Raw genomic sequence first — 25,311 nt, forward strand, 5'->3', positions numbered from 1 at the left:
CAAACGAACAAATAGAGCAGATAGAATTTGCACTCAACCATCGTCCTAGAAAAACACTAGGTTGGTATACACCGAGTGAAGTTATGGCTGGTTTTTATACTGTTGCACTTGCCGCTTGAATCCGCCTTTTTAATTTCTGACAGACGGTATTCTATCGCACTGAATGGATAGCACTAGAACATGCGTTCAATGTTCTGCTTAAACTTTCTGACGAAATTGCGAGATATCTAAAGTGTGAATCTGACCGCGCCAAATCCATTTTAGCTTGGATTCTAAAAACTCATCGCCTTCAAACCAAACAAATAAACCTTCCATCATGTCTGGCCAATCAGCTTGTGTGACTTCATTACGTCCAGAAATCACCGCGATAATTGCGGCCAAAATCGTATCGTGACTCACAGCCAAACTCAGTCCGTATTGGTTGGTTGGATGGGTGTTATAAATCAGCTCAAGGACATCCACGACACCATGAATCGGATGTTTCATGCCGGGCAAGGCATTATTCACAAAACTATTAATAAAGCCTAAAGCACCCTGTTTCTGAAAATATGGGCCTGCCTGTTTGATATCAAGTACAAAGCTTCCTGGTTCCACCAATAAACCTTGTTCTATAATTTCAATGTGATGGGTATTGGGTTCGAGGGTAATGCCATCTGCCCCACGAATCATTAAAGCAGCCGTATCGACACAACGCTGAATAGGACTTGAAATACAGTGTTGAATCACCCGATCTGTATTTCCAACCAAGTAGCCTCCCCATGCTTCGGCTAAATCGCGACCTTGTTCGGTCAATTGTAAATTATAGCCAGCCAAACCCTGACCAACGACAATTTCACGAATAGAATGACGGGTAAACAAAGTCACAGGCGTCTGAGCATCAGGCAATAAATCAATTGCTTTAAGCATACTTGCAGGGAGTAGTTCTAATGCCATGATCTAGCCAAAATTTTAACTTGGTTGCTTGACACTATACCATGTTCAGCACTTTGCTCAATCTGACTTCGCCATAAGTCCAAGTGCTTGTAAGGCAATCTGTTTCATCTGCGTATTTTTATAGGCGATAAAACCACCATTTAACAATGTATCGCGCTGATTATATAAAAATGCCCGCCCCTGAAAATCGACCAATCCACCACCTATTCGTTCCAATAAACATTGTCCTGCACTGGTGTCCCACTCAGAAGTCGGATGAAAACGTGGGTAAATATCGACACGATCTTCCAAAATCATACAGAATTTATAAGCACTACCTGCTTTTAGTTCTTCAAAATTGGTCAACTGCGCCAAGCTTTTTAAATAGTCTGCATAGTGTGATTTTTTTTGACTACTGTGGCTTAATCCAATTTTTAGAACTGAAGATGTTACCGTGGGTTCAGACTGATAGAGATACCATTGCTGAGTTAAAATATGATATTTCAATGGCATACCCTGTTCAGGACAAAAATAAATAGTTTGCTCGCCTGGTACTGCAAGTACTGCAAAAGTTGTTTGCACACCACAAATTAAACTTAAATTAATGGTAAATTCAGGACGTTGATGTAAAAACTCTTTCGTGCCATCTAAAGGATCAAGCAACCAAAACTCCTGCCATTGCTGACGTTGGTCTTGCTCACCTTCTTCTGACAAGATAGGTAAATTGGAGATTTTTGCCAAAGCCTGCATTAAATAATAATTGACTCGATAATCGGCTTGCGTAACAGGAGAATCATCGGTTTTCTTTTCTACATCAAAAGCAGCACCTGAACAATAATCTTGAAATTCCTGATTTAAAATTTCACACGCCTGCTGCATGATTGGCAGCAACTGTAAAATTAAAGTATGCGTTGGCGCTGTTGTTTTTATAAACATAACTATCCTTTTTAGACTGTATCGGCTTTGTTGCATAAATATGTAAGCATCTGATTTAAATAAATTTAATTTTGGATCAAAAAATAATCAAAACTTTTAAAATCATATAGTTATGAAATCTTTGTGCAACAAAGCCGACTGTATCTAAAGGTCTAATTTTTCATTACTTTCATAAAAACATTGTAATAAAATTTACGGCTGATGCGTAGATAAAATTTAGTGGCTAGATATGCTAAATCAAGACTTTATGTGTCAAGGCAATTCATTTTTACTTGAGTTTTTTATTTATTGAGTGCTTAGTTAATTAATCTTTAAATGGATTGGATAATCTTTTTTTAAACATCGATAAAGTGAGTGCACCACTAACCAATAATAAAATACCCACAATCACCAAATAAGTTTCACCACCAAAAAAACCAATAATAATTGCAGCAATACCCAATAAACCCAAAATAGTGGTAATGGCAATTCCTAAAATAGACATCACAATTCCTTTTAAATTTATTTAATCATGAAAAATTGTCAATATTCTCAGGTATCGTTCTGTCATATTCATGCCTCTTTTGATAGTTAAAGCGTAACATTTGAGCGCACATTGCCACATTTATACACAGAACTTATACTGAAATAGACTAAACACGACCTATTACATTTCACTGAGTTTGCTGAATAGCTTAAGTGCAGATTATGACAACTTGATGCATTTTATTTAAAAAGATTCTTTCTTAAATCATTTTTGAATCACTGCAAAGGAAATTCCCTTTCCTTTTAGGAGACTTGCGGAGCATGCTCCTCAGGGAGAGGTTTTTTATAAGAATCCCCTCATCCACTTGCGGAATATACTCCTCATCCTGAGCAATACATGGCGTAAAAGAAGGGACTTTCAATACTAATTTTACTGATCATTTATGATCAAATTTCGACTTATAAAAGGATTCTAATTCAGGTTGAACCATTCATAGAATTAAGGTATAAAAAAGCCCGATCTGCATCAATCGGGCCAGATTTAAAGGTACACAAATTTGTATACATAATCAAAATCACTAGAATTTTAAATCAAAAAATTAATCAATCCTTTTCTAGAAAAGTTAACTCTCCCTCATCTGAGGTGATTTTAATTTTGACTTTACGATAACTACGTTTATCTGGGTTTAATGCCGACTCTGAAACATGATGGGCGAATTTTTCATCGCCCATTAAATGCGCAAATAATTTATAGCCGATACGCATTTTCTTAATTTTTTTCTTCTTTTTCTCAAACTCATCGAGTTGTTTATCTAAGTGTTTTAAATCTAAATACTGTTGTTCAGCCATTACTAGCTCCCTAATTTAAAAAATTTACCATTCAATTTCTATGCTTGTACAGACAAACAAATACAGAAATATGTCAAAAAAATTGTTTTTGTGAACGCTACAGTTACTTTTTACAACTGCCCCATCTCACCTAATTTATATGCAACGCATGTACAGTGCTTATTTATTTAGCCTAGCACAATTTGGCGAATAATCAGACAGCATTTTGAGTTATGCCTCAAGCATGTTTAAATGAGCCAGTTTTATTTGCCTTTTGGCAATTGCTTTATGGTTTAGGATGTCTAAATGCACAAAAATATCATCATGTTTGACATGGACGGAACGCTGTTAGATCTCGCTTATGATGATTTTATTTGGAATGAACAACTGCCTATTCGCTATGCAGAATTACACGCCTGTTCTTTAGAGCGCAGCAAAGAAATTTTATACGATTTTTATCAAGCGCATAGCCACACCTTAGAGTGGTATTCCTCACGTTTTTGGACGGCTAAAGTGGGTGTAGATATGCTTGCGATGCAACTTGAATATAAAGATCAAGTCACGTTGCGTCCACAAGCTATCGAGTTACTGGAATATTTAAAAAATAATGGCTATCACATTTGGCTCACCACCAATGCCGATTGTGCAGGTTTAGACTTTAAATTAGCACACACAGGTTTAGCAAAGTATTTTGAAGTGATTGTTAGTTCTGAAAGTATTGGTTATGCCAAAGAGCGCGTTGAATTTTGGCAAACATTGCAACAACAACATGCATTTAATCCTGAAGATTGCTATTTTATAGATGACACCGAAAAGGTGCTTAATGGTGCTAAAGCCTTTGGGATTGGACACTTATATAGTATTGCCCAGCCATCCTCAGCAAAACCTACGCGTCAGACTTGTAATTACCCTATGTTGCACCAATTAACAGATTTAATTCCTGTCTTAGAACAATTTGAGGACACTCAAAAATATGCCTAAAACTTCGTCCCACGAAGCCATTGAAACGATCCGAATTGATAAATGGCTATGGGCTGCACGTTTTTTCAAGACCCGCTCTATTGCAAAAGCTGCCATTGAAGGCGGCAAAGTACATCACAATGGCGAGCGCGTTAAAGTTTCCAAAGAAATTCGTGTGGGAACTGAGCTGACCATTCAACAAGGTTTTGATAAGAAAACCGTATTGGTCAAGGCATTATCTGGCGTACGCGGCCCTGCCCCTGTCGCTCAGCAACTTTATGAAGAAACTGAAGTGAGTATTGCACGCAGGGAATTGATTGCGACCCAAAGAAAGTTGCATAATCTAGCACGACCTGATCATCGACCAAGTAAAAAAGACCGTCGTGACATCAGCAAATTTAAACAAGAGAATGATCAGCAATTTGACCAATTTTGGTCATATAATGATGATTAAATAGAGCGTCACAGGCTGTCGTACAGCCCGTGATATAAATAGAACTACAGGACAAATTCTGTCACTATATTGCATGTGGAAAAGATTTAAGTAAATGCATCCACTTGAGTATATTGTTTCGTGACATCGTATTGAGGTTGTAAGATGGATGAGAATAAAAGCAAGGCGTTAAACGCTGCGTTAAGCCAGATTGAAAAACAATTTGGTAAGAACACAGTCATGCGTCTTGGTGACAACACTGTGCAAGCGGTAGAAGCCGTATCTACAGGCTCATTGACCCTAGATATTGCATTGGGTATTGGTGGCTTACCTAAAGGTCGTATCATTGAAATTTACGGCCCTGAATCATCAGGTAAAACGACTATGACCTTGCAAGCCATTGCAGAATGTCAAAAAGCTGGTGGAACTTGTGCCTTTATTGATGCCGAACACGCGCTTGATCCTCAATATGCACGTAAACTTGGTGTAGATATTGACAATCTTTTAGTATCGCAACCAGACAACGGTGAACAAGCTCTTGAAATTGCCGATATGTTGGTACGCTCTGGCGCAATCGACATGATTGTGGTCGACTCCGTAGCTGCCTTAACCCCTCGTGCCGAAATTGAAGGCGAAATGGGTGACTCACACATGGGCTTACAAGCACGCTTAATGAGCCAAGCCTTGCGTAAAATCACAGGTAATGCCAAACGCTCGAACTGTATGGTGATCTTCATTAACCAAATTCGTATGAAAATTGGTGTAATGTTTGGTAGCCCAGAAACCACAACTGGTGGTAACGCATTGAAGTTCTATGCTTCTGTTCGTTTAGATATTCGCCGTGTAGGTCAAGTGAAAGAAGGTGACGAGATTATTGGTTCTGAAACCAAAGTCAAAGTTGTGAAAAACAAAATGGCACCTCCATTTAAAGAAGCATTGTTCCAGATTCTTTACGGTAAAGGCGTTAACCATTTGGGCGAGCTGGTCGATTTGGCTGTTCAACAAAATATCGTGCAAAAAGCTGGTGCTTGGTATTCTTATCAAGGCGATAAAATTGGTCAAGGTAAAAACAACACCATTCGCCATCTTGAAGAACATCCAGAGCTTGCTAAAGGCATCGAAGCGATTATTCGTGAACAACTACTCACGACAGGTCAAGCTGCACCTGTAGAAGATAAAGACGAAGAAGAATTCGACTTACTTGATGTTTAAAGCATGCGCTAATATGAACACAACAAACTGAATTAAATAGAACGCTCTACGGAGCGTTTTATTGTATATGGAAGCATTACCATGCCTGAAGACAAATTCCCCAAACTGATTGATTACGCTGCGCTAAAACAACAATTTGGCGAAGATGAGCAATCATGTAGCCGAACTGAGCAGATATATTCCGAAACAACGTCTGCCCTGCATTTTGCCTCAAATTCTGCGCCTAACATTAATAAACAATACCCTGCTTATACAGATGCCATTGATGATCAAGAACACAATCACAATGAAGACCAAGACGAACAGCAAAACAAACGCCCAGGACTAACAGGTTCTCGTCTACGCAGCTACGCCTTTGCTGTCTTAACGCGTAAAGAATATTCTAAAAATGACTTAATTGAAAAACTGGCTTTATATGCAGAAAACCGTGATGAAGTGATTGAGTTAGTCAATGAATTGGCACGTGAAAATTATCAGAGTGATCAACGCCTAGCAGAAATGTTACTGGCTAGCCAAAAGCGGCAAGGTAAAGGGCCAAATCGTATTAAAATGGCTCTTAAAAACAAAAAAGTGGATAGCAGTTTAATTTCAGAAGAACTTAAAGAAACTGATTGGGCAGAACAAGCCTATCAACTGAAAGTGAAAAAATTCGGCACAGAAGTCGCAAACGAGCCAAAACTTAAAGCCAAACAAATTCGTTTTTTACAGTATCGGGGCTTTGATATGGATGCGATTATGAAAGCAATTCGTAGGAAAGAGCAGGATTTTTAAAATAGTGGATATAAGATCAAAATAAGTAGAAGATAAATAGAATTATTATTTCAAAACTGGTGGCAACCCTACCAGCAAGCCTTCGGCACATCATAGTTCCACTACCGCTGCTACCTTCCGGTCCTGACGGGGTTCGTAGAGTACAATTGCGAAGTAACCAGCAGGGCTACCATTGCAAAAACAGAGTATAGAGATTTTTAACAAACTTGCAAGCGTTGTTCTGTATTTCCTTTTATAATGCTATCCAATTGATTATTTTAAAAACAATTGAAGACATTTATAGAATAACGTCATTTAAAATTTAGTCTAACTAACCCATCATAAAATTATTTCGAGATTTAAATCCTAGATTTACCCATATTGCGCTGAGATTGATGATAAGTTTGTAAAAGCTTATTGCAATTCCACGCGCGGACGTTTTAAATGTGGAAAATGACTAAATCAACAGGTTGAGTCCAATACGCTTACAAGGACTCACTTATACAAGATTAAGATGGATATTCAATTATGCTAAAAAAGCATGCACTTTGTGCTCTTGCCCTACTGTGCTCAACGTCTGTATTTGCCAATATTCCAATTGAAAGCCACAACCTCAGCCAAAGCAGTGCTGGCTATGCCAATAGCCCTGCGATTGCAACGAGTAATATGGCAACTGCTAATGTACCCACCAATATCAATTGGCAGTTGATGCAAAAAAATCAGCAACTTGAAAATGACATCCGCCAGTTACGTGGCAAAATTGAAGAACAAGACAATGAAATTGCGCAGCTCAAACATGAATTGCAAAATCGCTATACCGATTTAGATCAACGTCTAGAACTGCTCCAACAAAAAATAGACCCTGAATCTGCTCCTGCCGCTGAGGAGGATAACCAAAAAGATACTGCACCCAGCGCCAGCAACAACCAGTTAAACAACAATGCCACGCAATCTGTGCAAAATACAACGCATGTGAGTCCAACAGCTCAAGGTTTAAATACCAATATTGAGCTGGAAAAAGCAGCCTATACTGTTGCATTGGATGCCTATAAACAAGGTGGTGCTAAAAAAGCCATTGCACCCATGCAAAACTTTATTAAAAACCACCCAAACAGTGTGTATATCAGCAATGCTTATTTTTGGTTAGCTGAGTTTAATTTAGCGATTGAACCGACCAATTACAGCGAAGCCAAAAAGAATTTTGAAATTGTGGCAACAAAGTATCCCCAATCTGCAAAAGCATCAAGTGCCTTATATCGCTTATATAGCATAGCGCAAGATGTAGATCACAAACCTACTTTAGCAGCGGAATACAAAAGTAAAATTCTGAGCCAATATCCAAAGTCTGAAGAAGCAAGATTTTTAAAATAAGCCAATAAAAAAAGACATCCGAGGATGTCTTTTAATATTCTGAAGCTTGCCGTATTCGGTAAACTCAAACCTTAACGCACAATACCACGTTCAGATTGTTCTAAAGAATCAATTAAACGCTGCGCTTCTGCCACATTTGGCAAAATATCACTGCGAATTTGTTGAATGGCCTGCTCTGTCGTTAATCCAGATTTATAAATCAGTTTAAAGGCTTCACGAAGACCTTGAATCACATCCTTCGACCAGCCTTTACGACGCATTCCTTCCACATTCATTGCAAATGCATGTGCAGGATTACCAGAAACCATGACATACGCAGGCACATCTTTAAGAATAAGCGATGCACCACCAATCATGCTATAAGAGTCAATTTTACAGAATTGGTGAATACCAGAGTTTCCACCGACAACCACATAATCCCCAACATGCACATGACCTGCCACACCCACGTTATTGGCAAAAATATTGTGATCACCCACCATACAGTCGTGAGCAATATGCGTATTCACCATGAGTAGATTGTGACTACCAATTTTGGTCAGGCTGTTATCTTGTACCGTACCACGATGCAGACTGCAATGTTCACGAATCTTGTTGTGATCACCAATTTCTAACCAAGTTTCCTCGCCCGCATATTTCAAGTCTTGGCAGACTTCGCCTACGCTTGCGAACTGGAAGATTTCATTGTGCTGACCAATACGGGTATAACCCCCAATCACCACATGTGAATGAAGTTTTGTACCCTCACCAATCGTTACATTTGGGCCAACAATACAATATGGTCCAATTGTCACATCTGAAGCAATTACTGCAGATGAGTCAATTATAGCGGTTGGGTGAATGAGTGGGTTATTGCTCATGCTTGCTCTGTTTTCTGATGCGAAACCATAATTTCCGCGGTTGCTGCGACAACGCCATCAACGGTGGCGATACAATTATATTTGTAAATGCCTCGTTTTTGCATAACTAATTCCGATTTTAATACAAGTTGATCGCCTGCAACGACTTGTTTTTTAAATCGAACTTTTTCTGCGCCTGCAAAAAGAAACAGTGAACCTGCGCTTGGTTTCTCATTATTCATGATAAAACCTAGAATACCCGACACTTGTGCCAATGCTTCAACGATTAAAACGCCAGGCATGATCGGATAATTCGGGAAGTGGCCTTGCAAGAATTCTTCGTTAATAGATACATTCTTATAACCCACGATACCGTTATCAGTCACTTCGACAATGCGATCGACCAATAAAAATGGATAACGATGGGGTAAATATTCACGAATAGTTTGAATGTGCATTGGCAATTCAGGTTTAGTGAAGGTGCTAGAATTCGACTCAGTCATCATAATTATTTACGCAATTTAAAAGTTGATTCAAGGGACTCAATTTGAGATTGCATATCATCAAGTCTTTTCACCAATTGGGTCAATGGCACATCTGCTAATTGTCTGAGACGCACAACGGTACGTTTCCACTTTTGATTTTCAAACAAGCCAATACCTGAAGAATATTTCCCTGCTTCAGAAATATTATTTGTGACCATTGACATTCCCGTCAAAGTCACATTATCGGCAATATTTAAGTGCCCTGAAATTGCACTTCCACCACCAATGATACAGTTTTTGCCAATCGTCACACTTCCTGCAACTGCAGTCTTTGCCGCAATTGCGGTATGTGCGCCAAGCTTGACGTTATGTGCGATTTGCACAAGATTATCAACAATGACGCCATCTTCCAAAATTGTATCGTTTAATGCGCCACGGTCGATGCTGCTGTTCGAGCCAATACGGACATCGTTACCAATAATGACTGAACCGAGTTGTGCGATACGATGCCATTTACCCTGATAAGGCGCAAAACCAAAGCCTTCACTGCCAATTACCGTGTTGGCATGAATACGTACTCGATCGCCTAGTTTAGCCTCACCGGTTAAGGTGACGTGAGAATCAATAAAACACTGTTGACCAATTTCAACAAAATCATCAATTTTACAATGCGATTGCACAATCGTATTGTCACCCACCACACAGTTTTCACCAATCACTACATAATGACCAATATAGGCACTATCAGCAATCATGGCAGATGGATGAATTTGTGCAGTGCTTTCAATGCCACGTTGAGTATGTTTGCGCTCAAAAACATGAGTCAGAATTGCAAAAGCTAAATACGGGTTATCCACCACAATAAAGTTATGATGGTTGTCTAACTCGGCTTGCAATTGAGCAGTCACAATAAAAGCCCCCGCTTGGGAGCTACGTGCTTGTGCTAAATACTTATCGCCATTTACGAATGTAAGTTGATCTGCTTGAGCACACTCAAGGCTTGCCAAACCTCGCAAACGTAAATCGGCCTGTCCAATGTATTGACCTTGAACTAGAGCAGCAATGTCTTCTAAGCGATAATATTGAGAACTCATTGATTATTTAATTGCGTTAACCTTTTGAATCATTTTATCAGTTAAATCATGCTTCGGGTCATAGGCAAGTGCTGAGTTTTTATTCAAAACCACATCTAAACCATTTTCTTTACGCAATTGTTCAGCAACTTGCTTTAAACGTGTTTCAAAACCATCGTTAATTTTCTGCAACTCTGCCTGAACACGGGTTTGAACAACTTGCTGCAAACCATTAAATTCTTTTAGCTTAGCTTGGAATTGGGTATTCATTTTCTGCTTTTCAGCATCAGATAAATTGTTAGATTGTTGCGCACGCTGCTGCATGGTTTCTAACTCTTTGGCCAATTGCTCAAGTTTAGTGGTTTGCGGTTTAACTGATTGTTGCAAGGCCAAATTTTGCTGTTTGAGATAACTGCTGCTTTCAACAACACGCTCCAAGCTCACCACACCATAACCTGCTGCATGCGCCATAGCAGCCATGCTAGACAAACCAAACAATGCCAAACTCAATATTGTTTTTTTCATGTGCTACATCCTGTGTTTAAACGATCCAATCTGGGTCGTACTTAGAAAGTACGACCAATTTCAAATTGGATATTTTTGGTGTCATCGCCTTGTTTATCATTCAATGGATATGCATAGCTAAGTGACAATGGACCAATCATGGTAATCCAAGTAAAGCCGACGCCCACGCTATAACGCATCTCACCGAAGTCAAAGCCGTAGTTGTCTTTACAATACTGTTTGGCATCAACACCATTATCATTGACACCACCTTCCCAATATAATTTACCTTGAGAAATATCACACTGAGTATCAAATACTTGTGCGCCTTCAGCAAAAATCACAGGGCGAACTTGACGTGTCCAATCGCCTTTAAATGGTACAGGCAAAGCTAATTCGGTACCGAATTGTACCAAAGCATTTCCACCCACTTCCTCTGGTGAATAATCCTTCGTACGCGCTTCATTACTTGTTACACCCGGATATTTTGGACCTAAGGTACTGTTGTCATAACCACGCACCGAACCATAACCACCCGCATAGAAGTTTTTATAGAACGGTAAATCATTACCAAAACCTAACTTACCATAGCCACGCAAGACAAAATCCTTACCTAATGGGAAATAGGCTTGAGCATCATAAGTGACTTTTTGGAATTCCACATCACTACCTGGTAAGGCAATTTCACCATTTACACGATGTGACATACCTGTAGTAGGGAAAATTGGACGGTTTAAAGTGTTATACGACCAACCTAAATTTAAGTTATAAGTAAGGAAGTCACCTTTAAATTTATCATCAAAATCAACTAACGAACCATTACAAATATTATTTGTTAGTTCACCAACACAGACATCTTGTCGTGAACTTGTTGGCTTTCCACCATTCGCCAATAAATAATCTCGTACATAAGTCGAAACATAAGGACCCGTGGTCACCTCTGTCTGATCAATGTTTAAACCTGCGCTAATGCTTTGGTTTTCATCAATTGGGTAACCGAAGTTAATGCCGCCACCTAAACTGTCTGTCACATAGTTGTTTACGTTATAGTCATCGTCCAGTTTGGTTTTACGATAGTACATGTTGTAACCACGACGCACACCATCAATCGTGAAGTACGGGTCGGTCACACTCAGGTTATAGTAATCCTGAGTTTCAGAACGTGATAAATCAATCGAAACTGCGTTACCTGTACCCAAGAAGTTGGTTTGGCTTAAACCAGCTTGGAACGTCACACCACCGCTTTGCGAGAAACCTACCGCTAAAGTACTTGTACCTGAGTGCTGTTCTTCTACATTTACATTTAAGTCAATTTGATCAGGCACGTTGGGAATACGCACAGGTTTAACATCAACAGTTTTAAAGAAACCTGTACGTTCTAAACGGACTTTAGATAAGTCGATTTTTTCATTACTTGCCAATGCGCCTTCCATTTGACGCATTTCACGACGAAGTACCTCATCGGCAGTTTTACTGTTACCTGCGAAGTTAATACGACGTACTGTAACTTGCTGACCTGGGTTAATGTAGTAGTTTAAATCGACTAGTTTCGTTTCTTTGTCAATTTGCGGCACAATATTCACTTCGGCATAGTAATAGCCTGCATTGCCATATTTACGTAGCAACAATTGTTTCACCGCATTCACTTTTTCTTGTGAATAGGTTTCACCATCTTTATAAATTTGCAGTGCTGTAAGTTCTTCTGGTTTGTACAAAGCATCGCCCAAGAACTTGCTTTCGCCAAACTTGAATTGCTCGCCTTCATCCACCGAAACTTCAACAAAAATATGCTTTTTATCTTCGCTCAAATTCAAGCTAGAGTTAGTGATATTGAAGTTGATATAACCTTTATTCAGATATAACGCACGTAATGCTTCCAAGCTTGCTGCCATTTTTTCGCGTGCATAACGGTCATTACGGGTAACAATCGAACTCCAGCTACTTTCTTTAACAGCAAACGCCTGCTTAATGTCACTTTCTTTAAATACCGTATTGCCAATAATGTTGATATCCACCACTTTAGCGGCTTTGCCTTCAACAAACTCTACAGTTAAATCTACACGGTTATTTGGACGTGCTGTGGTAATGACACGTACATCCGCATCATAACGACCTTGCTGCATATACTGCTGTTCAAGTTCAGATTCTAAAGTTTGTAGTGCTGACTTTTTCAGTACTTCACCTTCAGCCACACCCATTTTCTTTAAACCATCTTCCAACGCTTCTTTTGGAATCAGTTTATTGCCTTTAAATTCAACCTTAGAAATGATTGGGCGCTCAACCACTTTAAACACTAAAGTGTCGGCTTCACGACTGGCCTGAATGTCATCAAACAAACCTGTGGCATAGAGTGAACGAATCGCATTGGCCAACACTGCTTCATTGACACGATCACCACTATTCACTGGAATCATTCCATAGACATTGGCTGGCGTTAAACGAACAAGACCATCTATTTTTATATCTCGCGCAATAAATTCATCTGCTGCATATACTTGTTGTGTTGCCGCCATTGCACTAACCAGTGCCAAGGGCATAAATAAATGTGTGTGCTGCATGCCAGTCTTTTCCAGTGTTAAATTTATTTCGTATCTACGTTGTTATAAACGCATAATGTCATTAAATAATGCAAGGAGCATCATACTTCCAAGCAGTACCATACCAATTTTTAAACCAACTAATTGTATTTGTTCAGAAACAGGTTTTCCACGAATCAGCTCGATAAAATAATAAACTAAATGCCCGCCATCCAACATTGGAATTGGCAATAAATTTAGAATTCCTAAGCTTACGCTCATAAGTGCCATAAAGGAAATAAAAGTTTGCCACCCCATTTCCGCACTTTGCCCTGCGACTTTGGCAATAGTAATTGGGCCTGATAAGTTATCTAAACCAATTAAACCACGTACCATTTTGACAATAGAATTCAGAATCATGCTAGACAGCTGACCTGTTTTATCTACCGCCATAAATAAAGCTTCACTCGGGCTGTATTGAATGGTTTGCTTAAAATCTTCTGGAATGACAATTTTTCCAGGATCACTTTGCACACCCAATACACCCGAAACATTGCCCATATTGTCACGTTTGCCTTGCGGCATCACTTCCAGTTGCTGTACTTGATTGTTACGCAGCACATCTACTTTCAGTAATTTTTCTGGCGATGCTTGAACAACTTGTACCACATCGTACCAGTCATTCATTTTGACGCCATCAATCGCAATAATTTGATCGCCGACTTGCATACCTTGACGAATGGCCGCACCATCTTCACTTAACTTACTGACAATTGCAGGAATTTGTGGGCGATACGGTGTAAAACCCAAGATATCTAAAGGTGATTGGGATTGATCATTTAAGAAATTTTGAATGGGTAAGCTAAATGTTTTGATTTCACCTGCGCGTTCCGCCTGTACCTGGATCTTGCCTGTTTCACCTACACGATCTACCAAGGCAAAGTTCAGCTTTTCCCATGTCGTCACAGGCGTACCATCAATGGCGGTAATCTTATCACCTACTTGCATTTGCGCTGCCGCCGCAGGTGTATCTGCCAGTACCTTACCCACACGGGTATTCAACTGTTCTTGAGAGGGTAAAAATAATAGCCAGAACAATAATATGGCAAAAATCAGGTTGATTAACGGACCTGCTGCCACAATCGCAATACGTTTCCACGGATGCTGACGATTAAAGGCATAAGGTAGGTCTGCTTCTGCAACGTTTTCTTCGCGTTCATCAAGCATTTTGACATAGCCACCCAAAGGCAGTGCCGAAAGCTGATATTGAATCCCCGATTTTTTAGACGTCCATTTTAAAATGGTTGGCCCAAAGCCTATGGAATACACCAAAACTTTGACACCTAATTTACGTGCAACAAAGTAGTGCCCAAACTCATGAATTGCAATTAAAGGTCCTAGCAAAAGAATCGCTGCAACCACAATAAATAAGGCACTCATGCTTTAGCTTCCTTTATTCAACACAAAATACTGTGCAATAGCACGAGCATTTTGGTCTGCCTGCAAAATCAGTTCAATGCTTTCTGCGGCTGAATTTTGTATTTGGTTCAAGGTATGCTCAACCACTGTCGCAATTTCAGTAAAACGAATTTTTTGCTGCAAGAATGCTGCAACTGCAATTTCATTTGCTGCATTTAAAATAGCAGGCGCCAGACCACCTTCTTGCATGGCTTGACGTGCCAGACTTAACGCAGGAAAACGTGTGGTATCGGGTGCTTGAAAATCAAGCTGATGATTGACAAACAAATCTAAAGGCGGAACATGCGTTTGGATACGCTGCGGCCATGCCAAAGCATGCGCAATTGGCGTACACATATCAGGATTACCCATTTGTGCCAAAGTTGAACCATCCACATATTGAACCATGGAATGAATAATACTCTGTGGATGAACCACAACTGTAACAAAGTGTTCTGAAATTGCAAAAAGATGACACGCTTCGATTAATTCCAAACCTTTGTTCATTAAGGTTGCAGAATCTACCGAAATTTTTTGTCCCATAGACCAATTTGGATGTTTGCAGGCTTGTGCAGGGGTAACGTGTTGCAGTTCTTCTAGGCTATGATTTAAAAATGGGCCGCCCGAAGCAGTCAGTAAAATTTGTGATACGCCTAACTTAGGTTGTCCATTTCTTTCGGTTTGTAAATAATGTTCAGGCAAACATTGAAAAATCGCGTTATGTTCAGAATCTACAGGCAATAACAAAGCACCATGTTCACGTGCCGCCTGCATCATGATGTCGCCCGACATCACCAAGGCTTCTTTATTGGCCAATAACACGCGCTTACCCGCTTTAACCGCAGCCAGTGTAGGCAATAAACCTGCCGCACCGACAATGGCTGCCATCACCACATCCACTTCAGGATGTTCGGCAACTGCGATTAAACCCGCCTCATCGCTTAAAATTTCAATTTCAGAAATATGTTGCTGTGCAAGTGATTGCTGTAACTCATCAACTTTTGACGCAGGTACAACCACAATTTTAGGATGGTACTGTTTGCATATTTGAACCAGTTCTTGAATTCGGCTGTGCGCCGTCACGGCAAAAACTGAATACTGCTCTGGATGTTGTTGCAGTACTTTTAGGGTGCTTTGTCCAATTGAACCTGTCACACCCAAGATACAAACAGCTTGTGACATTTATAAATCTACGCCAATAAGTTTTAAAACATACATACCCGCAGCAAAAATTGGAGCTGCTGCAAGCAAAGAATCAATCCGATCTAGCACACCACCATGACCTGGCAAAACGCGCCCAGAGTCTTTAATACCTGCACGGCGTTTGATCATGGATTCAAACAAATCGCCCAATACCGAGCTAAATACCGTAATCACCGAAAGAATCAGGAATAAAATATGTTGTGCCAAAGTCAGGTCTAAATACACCACTTCAACAACAATCACGATTAGCATGGCAGTAAAAACACCGCCATATAAGCCTTCTACTGATTTGTTTGGACTGACATTCGGTGCAAGTTTTTTCTTGCCCAGTTTACGCCCAACAAAATAAGCACCTGAGTCTGCACCCCAAACCAACAAGAACAAGTACATTAACCACCACGGCGAACTATTCCATACGGAAAAAATTGCAGTGACCGCAGCAGAAATTAGAATAAAACCAATAAAACTTAAGCTTGGGTTATACCATGCATCGTATTCTGGATAAGACTTGACCCAATAAATACTGAGTAACCATGTCAAAATAGAAGCTGCCCAAAGTAACAAGGCAATATCACTAAAATAAAGTGCCATTGCTGCCAAAGCGGCAGTCAATACACCAAAGCCCCAAGCCACAGGTTTGAGGACATATTTAGTTTTTCTTGGCATGAGTTTGAACCACTCATAGCCCGCAACCCCTGCTGCAACAATCATCAGCATAAACATTGGATAGTGCGACTGAGTTGCAAACATACAACTCAACACCACAGCAACCAATACCAATGCGGTAATAATCCGCTCTAACATGTATTAATTCTCAATTTTCTCTTGTTGAATTTGCTCAGAAGTTTTACCAAAACGACGTTCGCGACCACCAAATACTGCCAGTGCATCGTCAAATTCTTCTATGCTAAATTCAGGCCACAAGGTTTGGGTAAAATACAATTCAGCATACGCAGCTTGCCAAAGTAAAAAGTTGGACAATCTAAAATCGCCACCTGTACGAATCAACAGATCGACAGGTGGTAGGTCTGCCAGACTGACATATTGACCAAAAAGTTGTGTATCTATTTGTTCAATATCAATTTTATGCGCCACAACATCTGCTGCAATTTGTTTTGCAGCTTGTGCCATATCCCACATACCACCATAACTAATGGCAATTGTGAGTGTCATGCTGTTGAAATTAGCAGTCCTTTGTTCGGCATGCAACATTAACTCACGCAAATGCGGCGACAAACGTGAACGGTCACCAATAAAACGTAAGGCAATATTGAATTTTTCCATGCGTGGTAATTGCTCATGAATTGTGGTTTCCAGCAATTGCATGAGTAAATCCACTTCAAACTGCGGACGATTCCAGTTTTCACTCGAAAAAGCAAAAACGGTTAAAGCTTGAATGTGTTTTTTTCTACAATGTTCAACAATCGGGTCAAGTACATCTTTACCAGAGCGATGTCCTTCCCCTTTTTGCATTTGATTTTTTTTTGCAAAACGATTGTTGCCATCCATAATGATGGCAACATGTTTTGGCAAAGACGCGCTGTCTTCCGATGTGGTCATTGATTAGACCTTCATCAACTCAGCTTCTTTTGCAGCAAGACGCTTGTCTACTTCTGCAACGTATTTGTCTGTGATTTTTTGGATGTCATCTGCTGCACGGCGCTCATCATCTTCAGAAATTTCTTTTTCTTTCAATAATGCTTTGATGTCGCCCAATACATCACGGCGGATGTTACGAATAGCAACTTTGGCATTTTCTGCTTCAGAACGCGCAACTTTTTGCATGTCACGACGAGTTTCTTCAGTCAATGCTGCAAGCGGTACACGAATTGCATCGGCTGTGATTGGGTTTAGACCCAAATCTGACTCACGAATTGCTTTATCAATTGCAGACACCATTGAACGCTCAAATGGCTGAACCAATAAGGTACGTGAATCTTCTACACCAATGTTGGCTACTTGGTTAAGTGGCACATCGGAACCGTAGTAAGAAACCATCACACCATTTAAAATTGATGGATGTGCACGACCTGTACGTACTTTGGCAAAACCATGTTCTAAAGACTCTAAAGTCTTGCTCATACGTTCTTCGCTGTCTTTTTTAAGATCGTTAATCATAAGATCTTCCTTACTGTATTCTAAAATTTGAGTCAAAATATAGGGTTAAATTAAACCGTAGTATAAAGAGCTTTGTGGCTCACGTACATTAGTTCGTTACGTGAGTTCCTTCTTTTTCGCCCATCACTACAGAAAGCAATGCACCTGCTTTATTCATATCAAAAACTTGCAACGGCACATTGTGATCGCGGCATAAGCAGATTGCAGTTAAATCCATAACACCTAATTTTTCATCCAACACCTGGTCAAATGTAAGTGTGTCATATTTCACCGCATCTTCGTATTTGCTTGGATCTTTGTTATATACGCCATCTACTTTGGTCGCTTTTAAGATCAAGTTAGCTTCGATTTCGATACCACGTAAACATGCTGCTGTATCTGTGGTAAAGAATGGATTGCCTGTACCCGCAACGAACACACACACTTCACCTTGAGTCAGGTGACGAATCGCATCACGGCTTGAGTAAGACTCAACCACTGTACCAATAGGCAATGCAGACATTAAACGGGTTTTGATGTTACGGCGCACCAAGGCATCACGCATGGCTAAACCGTTCATCACCGTTGCCAACATACCCATTTGGTCGCCTGTTACACGGCCAACTAAGCCATCTTTTTGTAATTGGCTGCCACGGTATAAGTTACCACCACCGACAACAATACCCACTTGCACACCTAAACCGACCAAGTGTGCAATTGCCAAAGACATTTGATCGAGCACTTGCGCATCAATCCCCATGTCTTTATTACCCGCAAGTGCCTCACCCGATAGTTTCAACAAGATACGTGCATAACGTGGCTTTTTTGAATCTAACATTGTCATTACTCCAATTCTAAATTCTAAACTTTAATTTTTTACAATTTGTATGGCTTACAGCTAGCAATCCAAATCTGCAAAGCATTATGCAGATTTGACCTGAATCAGCTTGGCAAATAAGTCGTATTCATCGGCATCGGTAATTTCAACTTCAAGTAAATCACCTGCTTTAATCACGCTCTTGTCAATATCTTCTACAAAGACGTTGCCATCAATTTCTGGCGCATCTGCATAAGAACGTGCCACTGCGACTGGAAATTCTTCTTCCAAATCATCTACCAACACGGTCATGGTTTGACCAATACGTTTTTGCAGTTTAGCTACTGAAATTTCTTGCTGAACCTGCATAAAACGCTCATAGCGTTCTTGCTTGATTTCTTCTGGCACATGATCTGGCAAGTCGTTTGCTGCCGCACCTTCAACAGGTGAATAAGTAAAGCAACCAACACGGTCTAATTGCGCTTCTTTTAGCCAGTCGAGCAAAATTTGGAAATCTTCTTCTGTTTCGCCTGGAAAACCCACCACAAAGGTTGAACGAATCACCAGCTCAGGGCATTTTTCACGCCAAAGTTTTAAACGCTCCAACGTGTTTTCGCTGTGCGCAGGTCGCTTCATCAACTTTAATACTTTCGGGCTGGCATGTTGGAATGGAATATCCAAATAAGGCAAAATTTTGCCTTGTGCCATTAAATCAATTACAGCATCCACATGCGGATATGGATAGACATAGTGCAAACGCACCCAAATACCCAATTGCCCTAAGGCTTCACACATATCATAGAATTTGGTTTTAACAGGCTGACCGTTCCAAAAGTCCAATTTGTATTTGGTATCTACGCCGTAGGCAGAAGTATCTTGAGAAATTACCAATACTTCTTTTACGCCTGCACGTTTCAGTGCCGCAGCTTCTTCTAATACCGAACCCACAGGACGCGAAACTAAATCGCCACGCATGCTTGGAATGATGCAGAAGGTACAGCGATGGTTACAGCCTTCTGAAATTTTAAGATAGGCATAATGTTTAGGCGTCAAACGAATGCCTTGTTCAGGTACCAAATCAATAAATGGATTATGTTTTGGTGGCTCAGGAACATATTGATGCACCGCTTCCATCACGTCCTGATAAGCAGCCGCGCCAGTCACTTTTAATACGTTGGGATGCATTTGACGAATTTTATCTTCATCTTTACCCAAGCAACCTGTCACAATGACACGACCATTGGCATTCATGGCTTCGCCAATCGCGTCTAAGGACTCTTGTACTGCAGATTCAATAAAACCACATGTATTGACAACAACTAAGTCAGCACCTTCATAATCAGATGCGACATCATAACCTTCAGTTTTTAACTGAGTTAAAATTCGTTCGGAATCTACCAATGCCTTAGGACAACCTAAAGAAACAAAACCGACTTTGGGGGATTTCATAGAATCTGCACTCCACTAGAATGCGCGTATTGTATGACTTTTCTTTGCATAAAAATAGAGAAATAGCCGACTCTTTGCATAATGCACCAAAATACAACCATTCAGGCTGAATGATTTAAATATTGCACCATTTTAATGCATTTTTTATTTACAGTGTTTCTGTTATCCGTTATATCTTGAAAATTCAGTCCAGTTCCTGCGCATTTTTCCGATTCTTCAGTGATAAATGCACTAAAAACGAAAAGTTGGCGTGCATTTTGCTTAATTCGCCTCAATTCGATCCAAATTTGGAACATGGCTGACACATGACAATGCCCTTGCACAATATTTCATACAGGAAGCATTCACGAATGGATCAGACCCAGAGCATTGACTATCGTCTTTTGGTGGATAACCTCAGCACCGCAATTTTACTGGTTGATCGTGACCTGAATATTTTTTATTTAAACTCGTCTTGTGAAGCATTGTTTGATATCAGTTTAATTCGCGCTTCGGGGCAACCCGTTTTAAATTTGCTGCACATGCCTGATGATGAGTTCAATACGCAAGAGGCTTTCCTGAATACCATCAAAACTGGTCAACCCTACACCCGCCGTGAAGCGACCATTAATGTCAATTTTAAAGATATTCATGTCGATTACACTGCATCACAGTTAAATGCAGGCAAGCCTTATCATCCTCTTTTGCTGATTGAATTGAATCCGATTGATCGGATGCTCAAAATTTCCAAAGAAGAAAACTTTATTCAGCAGCATCAGGTGGCGCGGCAACTCATACGTGGTGTGGCGCATGAAATTAAAAACCCGCTTGCAGGAATTCGTGGTGCGACTCAACTTTTAGCACGCAGCTTGAATGACCCAAAATATGACGAATTTACCGACATTATTATTAGTGAAGTCGATCGTTTAAGAAACTTGGCAGACACCATGCTCGGCTCACGCCAACTACCAAGCTATGAACTGGTCAATATTCACGAACCTTTAGAACGGGTGCGCAGTTTAATTGTCAATCAAACCAAAAACAAAATAAATATTATCCGTGATTATGACCTTTCTTTACCTGAAGTCATGGCAGACCGCGATCAATTGATTCAAGTCATGCTGAATATTTGCGCCAATGCAGTACAAGCCATGACCGAACATCCCGATTTCTTTACCGAGCATCGACCTGAATTGATTTTAAGAACTCGTATTCAACGCTTGGTTACCATTAATGGTGTGCTGAATCGTTCTACCGTACGTGTTGATATTGAAGATAACGGCCCAGGTGTGCCTGAAGACATTTTAGAGTCTGTGTTTTATCCATTAGTGACTGGACGCGCAAACGGTACAGGACTTGGCTTGAGCATCGCACAAAATATTATGCATCAACATAACGGAATGATTGAATGTCAATCTATTCCAGGAAAAACAGTATTTAGCTTATATTTACCTTGGGAGGCGAGTCATGTCGCGAAATAAAATTTGGGTGATTGATGATGACCGTGCAATGCGCTGGGTACTGGAAAAAACTTTTAGAGAAGAAGGTTTTGAAGTTACCAGTTTTGAAGAAGCACAGTCTGCGCTAGATGAGTTAAACCAAGATGCACCCGATGTAGTTCTGACCGACATTCGCATGCCTGGAATTGATGGTTTAACTTTTCTTGGCAAAGTCAAAGCCAGTTATCCCGACTTGCCTGTGATTATTATGACTGCGCACTCCGATTTAGAATCGGCAGTATCTAGCTATCAAACAGGTGCATTTGAATACCTACCCAAGCCTTTTGATATTGATGAAGCACTTGCTTTAGTCAATCGTGCAATTTTGCATATCACCAAACTACAACAGCAAGAATCTGCAAAATCGACAGTGCAGCCAATTCAATCGACAGAAATTATTGGTGAATCGCCTGCCATGCAGGAAGTGTTTCGTGCGATTGGTCGTTTATCGCAATCACACATTACTGTGCTCATTAATGGTGAATCAGGTACAGGCAAAGAGTTGGTGGCGCATGCACTGCATCGCCACTCACCGCGTAGCAGCAAACCATTTATTGCGCTGAATATGGCAGCCATTCCGAAAGATTTGATTGAAACCGAACTTTTTGGACATGAAAAAGGTGCATTTACAGGTGCCAATACACAACGTCAGGGACGCTTTGAACAAGCCAATGGCGGCACCTTGTTTTTAGATGAAATTGGTGATATGCCTTTTGAAACCCAAACCCGCTTATTGCGCGTCTTGGCAGATGGTGAATTTTATCGGGTTGGTGGACATATTCCTGTCAAAGTGGATGTACGGATTGTCGCAGCAACACATCAGGATTTGGAAAAACTGGTACAAGATGGACGCTTCCGTGAAGACTTATATCATCGCCTGAACGTCATTCGGATTCATATTCCTAAACTGGCGCATCGCAGTGAAGATATTCCAATGTTGGCACAGCACTTTTTGGCACGTGCAGGCAAAGAATTAGGCGTGAGTCCAAAAATATTGCGTCCTGAAACAGTCGAATATATGCAGCAATTGCCGTGGCAAGGTAACGTGCGCCAATTGGAAAACACTTGTCGCTGGCTTACCGTGATGATTACAGGACGTGAGGTCTATCCTGAAGATTTACCAACCGAACTCAAGCAAATTCCAATTGAAAAATTAGCCGAACATTCTGCGCTTCATGTGGCAGATCGGGTATCTATGCAGCATTGGGATGAATTACTTGGGCAATGGGCAGTACAAAAGTTAAAAAATGGCGAGATGAAACTTCTGGATATCGCCATTCCAATGTTTGAACGCACCTTAATTAATGCTGCACTGCAACAAACCCGTGGACGTAAACGTCATGCCGCTGAATTATTGGGTTGGGGACGTAATACTTTGACGCGAAAACTCAAAGAATTAGGAATGGACAGTGCCGATGATGAAATAGAAGAAGATATGGAGAGCTAAACGCAGAAAAAATATCTAATCCATCAAAATATAGGGAAATTCAGCTTTTGAATTTCCCTATTTTTATATCTTAGACTCTCTAAGTTAAGTGCAATTAAGCCGCGGTAAATCCAACATAGCGAGATAAACCTTGCACGCCTAAATCCGTTTTATAAATCAAATATTGCGGATAACGACTTGAAGTCAGTTCTTGCCACATATCCAACTGATCATCATGTGCATGAATTTCATCGACACTGCGTGGCATGCTTTGTTCAAATACATCTGAGGCATATTCAAAACCCAAATCCATTGCGACAAACAAAGTATGCTCGCAAGGCTGAATATATTGTTCTTCTGCCCAATCAATAACAGCATGTTGGCAATGTGGGCAAAGCAAATTTTCAGTCGCAGGCGTATTCAGTTCAATGAGTTGATATGGCATAGAGCAGCATCACCAATAGTAAAATAGATAAACATAAAATCTGTTTGCATCATAACAAGCAATTTCTATATTTTGCGCTAAGCACGGCTTATAATTATAGAAATTTTTTTAATTATACTTATGGCAACTCTAGAAAATGCAATTACACTTGCAGTACAACAACATACAGGGCAGCTAGATAAAGGCGGTCAGCCTTATATTTTGCATCCCTTACGTGTAATGTTGCAATTACAACAGCCCGATCAGCAAATTGTCGCTGTACTGCACGACATTCTTGAAGATACCCACACCACAGCACAAGACCTGCAAAATTTAGGATTTCAAACGCATATTATTCAAGCAATTCAGGCGCTCACCAAACTGCCGCATGAAACTCGTGTTCAAGCGGCTATGCGTACTGCACAAAACCCGCTTGCCTGTGCTGTAAAAATTGCAGATGTGCAAGACAACATGAATTTAACGCGGATTCCCAATCCTACAGCACGTGATTTAGCCCGTTTAGAAGAATACCGACAAGTTTTAGAGATTCTGCAAAAGCACAGCAATAAAGCACAATTAAAGATTGACAACATGCAACGATGCCACTTTAATTTAAGTATTGTTGCATAAATGGAATTTAGTCATGCTTACAGATTTGGATGATTTTTATTGTTTTGCCCAAGTGGTCGAACATGGTGGATTTAGTGCAGCAGAACGCGCCACCGATATTCCAAAATCCAAACTTAGCCGACGCGTACACAACCTAGAAGAACGCTTAGGTGTGCGTTTAATTCAGCGCAGCTCACGTCATTTTGCGGTCACAGAAATTGGTATGAATGTGTATCGGCATGCGCAAGTAATGATGAATGCTGCCCAAGCCGCGCACGACTTGGTCGATCACCTAAGTATTCAACCGCGTGGTGTAATTAAAGTCAGCTTACCTGTTTCAATTGCACAAAATGAAATTGCCAAAATCTTGCCTGAGTTTTTGAAAGCCTACCCTGAAATTAAAGTACAGCTAATTGTCAGCAACCGTCGTGTCGATATCGTCAACGAAGGGATCGACATTGCCCTGCGTGTCCGCTCAAATTTAGATGATGATCCAAGTTTGGTGATTCGCAAATTCAGCAACATCGAACAACATCTATTTGCCAGTCAGGCTTATTTGAATGAATTTGGCGATTTGAAAAAACCTGAAGATTTAAGTCATCATAAAATTTTAAGCATGTCGGATGAGCATTTAGATCAATACATGGTTGTGCATGATCAACAACAGCAACCGAAAAAAATTAAGGTCAACCCTACAGTCATGGGTTCAGATTTAATGATGCTAGCGCAATTGGCACGACAAAATTGTGGCATTGTGTTGTTGCCTGACACGATTGTTGAAGATTATGTTGCATCGGGTGAATTGATTCGTGTTTTACCCGACTGGCACGCACCGCATGGTATTTTCCATGCCGTCTATCCATCACGCCGTGGTTTATTACCTGCTGTACGTGTATTTATCGACTATTTGGTCGAAAAGCTAACCATTCGTTAGCACATAGGTAAGCGTCCGCTGAACACACCTTCTGAATTCATCCTATAAGCCTTAATTTAGTCCCCACTTAGAAACAAGTGGGGACTTAAATTTATGACTACAAATAATCAGACATCCATCGCATCTCTTGCG

The 25,311-nt window shown here is 40.4% G+C and carries 26 protein-coding genes, 1 other RNA gene and 1 pseudogene; 10 read left to right on the forward strand and 18 right to left on the reverse strand.

Annotated elements, in window-relative coordinates:
- Positions 1 to 119: pseudogene (locus tag HYG89_RS14610) on the forward strand (IS30 family transposase); the annotation flags it as partial.
- A gap of 79 nt (positions 120 to 198) precedes the next feature.
- On the opposite strand, the gene HYG89_RS14615 reads toward HYG89_RS14610, so the two are convergent.
- The 4 genes from HYG89_RS14615 to HYG89_RS14630 form a co-directional block, all read right to left on the reverse strand.
- The gene (locus HYG89_RS14615) at positions 199 to 933 is read right to left on the reverse strand and encodes a histidine phosphatase family protein (protein WP_004976677.1); all 735 of its coding nucleotides are present in this window, start codon (positions 931 to 933) and stop codon (positions 199 to 201) included.
- A gap of 57 nt (positions 934 to 990) precedes the next feature.
- Entirely contained in the window at positions 991 to 1,848 is an 858-nt protein-coding gene (locus HYG89_RS14620) for a 3'(2'),5'-bisphosphate nucleotidase CysQ (RefSeq protein ID WP_004976680.1), read from the reverse strand.
- A 304-nt stretch (positions 1,849 to 2,152) separates the two neighbouring features.
- Positions 2,153 to 2,332: a hypothetical protein gene (locus tag HYG89_RS14625; RefSeq protein WP_004976682.1), complete on the reverse strand. Its 180-nt coding sequence runs from the start codon at positions 2,330 to 2,332 to the stop codon at positions 2,153 to 2,155.
- Between the two features lie 584 nt (positions 2,333 to 2,916).
- On the reverse strand, positions 2,917 to 3,162 hold the full coding sequence (locus HYG89_RS14630) for a hypothetical protein (RefSeq protein WP_004976684.1): 246 nt from the start codon (positions 3,160 to 3,162) through the stop codon (positions 2,917 to 2,919).
- A gap of 285 nt (positions 3,163 to 3,447) precedes the next feature.
- On the opposite strand from HYG89_RS14630, the gene HYG89_RS14635 reads away from it, so the two are divergent.
- The 4 genes from HYG89_RS14635 to HYG89_RS14650 all read left to right on the forward strand — a co-directional run bounded on the left by HYG89_RS14635 (position 3,448) and on the right by HYG89_RS14650 (position 6,517).
- Positions 3,448 to 4,122: an HAD-IA family hydrolase gene (locus tag HYG89_RS14635; RefSeq protein ID WP_096901429.1), complete on the forward strand. Its 675-nt coding sequence runs from the start codon at positions 3,448 to 3,450 to the stop codon at positions 4,120 to 4,122.
- The gene (locus tag HYG89_RS14640; RefSeq protein WP_004976690.1) at positions 4,115 to 4,555 is read left to right on the forward strand and encodes an RNA-binding S4 domain-containing protein; all 441 of its coding nucleotides are present in this window, start codon (positions 4,115 to 4,117) and stop codon (positions 4,553 to 4,555) included. Before HYG89_RS14635 ends, HYG89_RS14640 begins: the two co-directional genes overlap by 8 nt.
- Before the next feature lie 144 nt (positions 4,556 to 4,699).
- Positions 4,700 to 5,746, forward strand: coding sequence for a recombinase RecA (gene recA, locus HYG89_RS14645; RefSeq protein WP_004976691.1), 1,047 nt, complete (start codon positions 4,700 to 4,702; stop codon positions 5,744 to 5,746).
- A gap of 81 nt (positions 5,747 to 5,827) precedes the next feature.
- Positions 5,828 to 6,517 (forward strand): regulatory protein RecX, encoded by a 690-nt coding sequence (locus tag HYG89_RS14650; RefSeq protein WP_178868169.1) that lies wholly within the window; start codon positions 5,828 to 5,830, stop codon positions 6,515 to 6,517.
- A gap of 66 nt (positions 6,518 to 6,583) precedes the next feature.
- Here the strand turns inward: HYG89_RS14650 and ffs are convergent.
- An RNA gene (gene ffs, locus HYG89_RS14655) (signal recognition particle sRNA small type) lies at positions 6,584 to 6,680 on the reverse strand.
- Between the two features lie 341 nt (positions 6,681 to 7,021).
- Between ffs and HYG89_RS14660 the strand changes: the two genes are divergently transcribed.
- Positions 7,022 to 7,867: a YbgF trimerization domain-containing protein gene (locus HYG89_RS14660; RefSeq protein ID WP_178868187.1), complete on the forward strand. Its 846-nt coding sequence runs from the start codon at positions 7,022 to 7,024 to the stop codon at positions 7,865 to 7,867.
- Between the two features lie 71 nt (positions 7,868 to 7,938).
- On the opposite strand, the gene lpxA is transcribed toward HYG89_RS14660, so the two are convergent.
- From lpxA to rimO, 12 genes are all read right to left on the reverse strand, one after another.
- Positions 7,939 to 8,727: an acyl-ACP--UDP-N-acetylglucosamine O-acyltransferase gene (lpxA, locus tag HYG89_RS14665; protein ID WP_178868171.1), complete on the reverse strand. Its 789-nt coding sequence runs from the start codon at positions 8,725 to 8,727 to the stop codon at positions 7,939 to 7,941.
- Positions 8,724 to 9,212 carry a 3-hydroxyacyl-ACP dehydratase FabZ gene (gene fabZ / locus HYG89_RS14670; RefSeq protein ID WP_372595714.1) on the reverse strand — a complete coding sequence of 163 codons (489 nt, stop codon included), beginning with the start codon at positions 9,210 to 9,212 and terminating at the stop codon, positions 8,724 to 8,726. Before fabZ ends, lpxA begins: the two co-directional genes overlap by 4 nt.
- Positions 9,213 to 9,214: 2 nt before the next feature.
- On the reverse strand, positions 9,215 to 10,285 hold the full coding sequence (lpxD, locus tag HYG89_RS14675; RefSeq protein ID WP_168418939.1) for a UDP-3-O-(3-hydroxymyristoyl)glucosamine N-acyltransferase: 1,071 nt from the start codon (positions 10,283 to 10,285) through the stop codon (positions 9,215 to 9,217).
- A 3-nt stretch (positions 10,286 to 10,288) separates the two neighbouring features.
- Positions 10,289 to 10,789 (reverse strand): OmpH family outer membrane protein, encoded by a 501-nt coding sequence (locus HYG89_RS14680; RefSeq protein ID WP_178868173.1) that lies wholly within the window; start codon positions 10,787 to 10,789, stop codon positions 10,289 to 10,291.
- Between the two features lie 41 nt (positions 10,790 to 10,830).
- The gene (gene bamA / locus HYG89_RS14685) at positions 10,831 to 13,326 is read right to left on the reverse strand and encodes an outer membrane protein assembly factor BamA (protein WP_178868175.1); all 2,496 of its coding nucleotides are present in this window, start codon (positions 13,324 to 13,326) and stop codon (positions 10,831 to 10,833) included.
- A gap of 42 nt (positions 13,327 to 13,368) precedes the next feature.
- On the reverse strand, positions 13,369 to 14,724 hold the full coding sequence (gene rseP, locus HYG89_RS14690) for an RIP metalloprotease RseP (protein WP_096901424.1): 1,356 nt from the start codon (positions 14,722 to 14,724) through the stop codon (positions 13,369 to 13,371).
- Positions 14,725 to 14,727: 3 nt separating this feature from the next.
- The gene (gene ispC / locus HYG89_RS14695; RefSeq protein WP_178868177.1) at positions 14,728 to 15,924 is read right to left on the reverse strand and encodes a 1-deoxy-D-xylulose-5-phosphate reductoisomerase; all 1,197 of its coding nucleotides are present in this window, start codon (positions 15,922 to 15,924) and stop codon (positions 14,728 to 14,730) included.
- Positions 15,925 to 16,749, reverse strand: coding sequence for a CDP-archaeol synthase (locus HYG89_RS14700; RefSeq protein WP_136143951.1), 825 nt, complete (start codon positions 16,747 to 16,749; stop codon positions 15,925 to 15,927).
- 3 nt (positions 16,750 to 16,752) lie between these two features.
- Entirely contained in the window at positions 16,753 to 17,505 is a 753-nt protein-coding gene (uppS, locus tag HYG89_RS14705) for a polyprenyl diphosphate synthase (RefSeq protein WP_004976709.1), read from the reverse strand.
- Between the two features lie 3 nt (positions 17,506 to 17,508).
- A complete protein-coding gene (gene frr, locus HYG89_RS14710) occupies positions 17,509 to 18,063 on the reverse strand; it encodes a ribosome recycling factor (protein ID WP_004976711.1) in 555 nt (184 codons plus the stop codon).
- Positions 18,064 to 18,151: 88 nt separating this feature from the next.
- A complete protein-coding gene (gene pyrH, locus HYG89_RS14715; RefSeq protein ID WP_004976712.1) occupies positions 18,152 to 18,880 on the reverse strand; it encodes a UMP kinase in 729 nt (242 codons plus the stop codon).
- An 84-nt stretch (positions 18,881 to 18,964) separates the two neighbouring features.
- Positions 18,965 to 20,308, reverse strand: a complete 1,344-nt coding sequence (gene rimO, locus HYG89_RS14720; RefSeq protein ID WP_178868179.1) for a 30S ribosomal protein S12 methylthiotransferase RimO — start codon at positions 20,306 to 20,308, stop codon at positions 18,965 to 18,967.
- A gap of 350 nt (positions 20,309 to 20,658) precedes the next feature.
- Here rimO and glnL point away from each other — a divergent pair, with 350 nt between their 5' ends.
- Together glnL and glnG are read left to right on the forward strand one after the other, a co-directional pair.
- Positions 20,659 to 21,768, forward strand: a complete 1,110-nt coding sequence (glnL, locus tag HYG89_RS14725) for a nitrogen regulation protein NR(II) (protein ID WP_178868181.1) — start codon at positions 20,659 to 20,661, stop codon at positions 21,766 to 21,768.
- Entirely contained in the window at positions 21,755 to 23,233 is a 1,479-nt protein-coding gene (gene glnG, locus HYG89_RS14730) for a nitrogen regulation protein NR(I) (RefSeq protein WP_178868183.1), read from the forward strand. Before glnL ends, glnG begins: the two co-directional genes overlap by 14 nt.
- A gap of 94 nt (positions 23,234 to 23,327) precedes the next feature.
- Here glnG and HYG89_RS14735 read toward each other — a convergent pair whose 3' ends face one another.
- Positions 23,328 to 23,657: a hypothetical protein gene (locus tag HYG89_RS14735; RefSeq protein ID WP_004976724.1), complete on the reverse strand. Its 330-nt coding sequence runs from the start codon at positions 23,655 to 23,657 to the stop codon at positions 23,328 to 23,330.
- A 120-nt stretch (positions 23,658 to 23,777) separates the two neighbouring features.
- Between HYG89_RS14735 and HYG89_RS14740 the strand changes: the two genes are divergently transcribed.
- Both HYG89_RS14740 and HYG89_RS14745 read left to right on the forward strand, forming a co-directional pair.
- Positions 23,778 to 24,266 carry a guanosine-3',5'-bis(diphosphate) 3'-pyrophosphohydrolase gene (locus HYG89_RS14740; protein ID WP_256734021.1) on the forward strand — a complete coding sequence of 163 codons (489 nt, stop codon included), beginning with the start codon at positions 23,778 to 23,780 and terminating at the stop codon, positions 24,264 to 24,266.
- 13 nt (positions 24,267 to 24,279) lie between these two features.
- Positions 24,280 to 25,179 carry a LysR substrate-binding domain-containing protein gene (locus HYG89_RS14745; protein ID WP_178868185.1) on the forward strand — a complete coding sequence of 300 codons (900 nt, stop codon included), beginning with the start codon at positions 24,280 to 24,282 and terminating at the stop codon, positions 25,177 to 25,179.
- Positions 25,180 to 25,311: the final 132 nt, after the last annotated feature.

The sequence above is a fragment of the Acinetobacter sp. SwsAc5 genome (assembly GCF_013391485.1).
Classification (GTDB): domain Bacteria; phylum Pseudomonadota; class Gammaproteobacteria; order Pseudomonadales; family Moraxellaceae; genus Acinetobacter; species Acinetobacter towneri.

Bases quoted from the DNA above. Each gene is read 5' to 3' on its own strand.
- HYG89_RS14700 (WP_136143951.1), bottom strand. From the start codon at position 16,749: ATGTTAGAGCGGATTATTACCGCATTGGTATTGGTTGCTGTGGTGTTG.
- HYG89_RS14735 (WP_004976724.1), bottom strand. From the start codon at position 23,657: ATGCCATATCAACTCATTGAACTGAATACGCCTGCGACTGAAAATTTG.
- lpxD (WP_168418939.1), bottom strand. From the start codon at position 10,285: ATGAGTTCTCAATATTATCGCTTAGAAGACATTGCTGCTCTAGTTCAA.
- bamA (WP_178868175.1), bottom strand. From the start codon at position 13,326: ATGCAGCACACACATTTATTTATGCCCTTGGCACTGGTTAGTGCAATG.
- HYG89_RS14630 (WP_004976684.1), bottom strand. From the start codon at position 3,162: ATGGCTGAACAACAGTATTTAGATTTAAAACACTTAGATAAACAACTC.
- glnG (WP_178868183.1), top strand. From the start codon at position 21,755: ATGTCGCGAAATAAAATTTGGGTGATTGATGATGACCGTGCAATGCGC.
- rimO (WP_178868179.1), bottom strand. From the start codon at position 20,308: ATGAAATCCCCCAAAGTCGGTTTTGTTTCTTTAGGTTGTCCTAAGGCA.
- recA (WP_004976691.1), top strand. From the start codon at position 4,700: ATGGATGAGAATAAAAGCAAGGCGTTAAACGCTGCGTTAAGCCAGATT.
- HYG89_RS14680 (WP_178868173.1), bottom strand. From the start codon at position 10,789: ATGAAAAAAACAATATTGAGTTTGGCATTGTTTGGTTTGTCTAGCATG.
- fabZ (WP_372595714.1), bottom strand. From the start codon at position 9,212: ATGATGACTGAGTCGAATTCTAGCACCTTCACTAAACCTGAATTGCCA.
- rseP (WP_096901424.1), bottom strand. From the start codon at position 14,724: ATGAGTGCCTTATTTATTGTGGTTGCAGCGATTCTTTTGCTAGGACCT.
- ispC (WP_178868177.1), bottom strand. From the start codon at position 15,924: ATGTCACAAGCTGTTTGTATCTTGGGTGTGACAGGTTCAATTGGACAA.
- pyrH (WP_004976712.1), bottom strand. From the start codon at position 18,880: ATGTTAGATTCAAAAAAGCCACGTTATGCACGTATCTTGTTGAAACTA.
- uppS (WP_004976709.1), bottom strand. From the start codon at position 17,505: ATGACCACATCGGAAGACAGCGCGTCTTTGCCAAAACATGTTGCCATC.
- lpxA (WP_178868171.1), bottom strand. From the start codon at position 8,727: ATGAGCAATAACCCACTCATTCACCCAACCGCTATAATTGACTCATCT.
- HYG89_RS14620 (WP_004976680.1), bottom strand. From the start codon at position 1,848: ATGTTTATAAAAACAACAGCGCCAACGCATACTTTAATTTTACAGTTG.
- HYG89_RS14740 (WP_256734021.1), top strand. From the start codon at position 23,778: ATGGCAACTCTAGAAAATGCAATTACACTTGCAGTACAACAACATACA.
- HYG89_RS14615 (WP_004976677.1), bottom strand. From the start codon at position 933: ATGGCATTAGAACTACTCCCTGCAAGTATGCTTAAAGCAATTGATTTA.
- frr (WP_004976711.1), bottom strand. From the start codon at position 18,063: ATGATTAACGATCTTAAAAAAGACAGCGAAGAACGTATGAGCAAGACT.
- HYG89_RS14650 (WP_178868169.1), top strand. From the start codon at position 5,828: ATGCCTGAAGACAAATTCCCCAAACTGATTGATTACGCTGCGCTAAAA.
- HYG89_RS14635 (WP_096901429.1), top strand. From the start codon at position 3,448: ATGCACAAAAATATCATCATGTTTGACATGGACGGAACGCTGTTAGAT.
- HYG89_RS14745 (WP_178868185.1), top strand. From the start codon at position 24,280: ATGCTTACAGATTTGGATGATTTTTATTGTTTTGCCCAAGTGGTCGAA.
- glnL (WP_178868181.1), top strand. From the start codon at position 20,659: ATGGATCAGACCCAGAGCATTGACTATCGTCTTTTGGTGGATAACCTC.
- HYG89_RS14625 (WP_004976682.1), bottom strand. From the start codon at position 2,332: ATGTCTATTTTAGGAATTGCCATTACCACTATTTTGGGTTTATTGGGT.
- HYG89_RS14640 (WP_004976690.1), top strand. From the start codon at position 4,115: ATGCCTAAAACTTCGTCCCACGAAGCCATTGAAACGATCCGAATTGAT.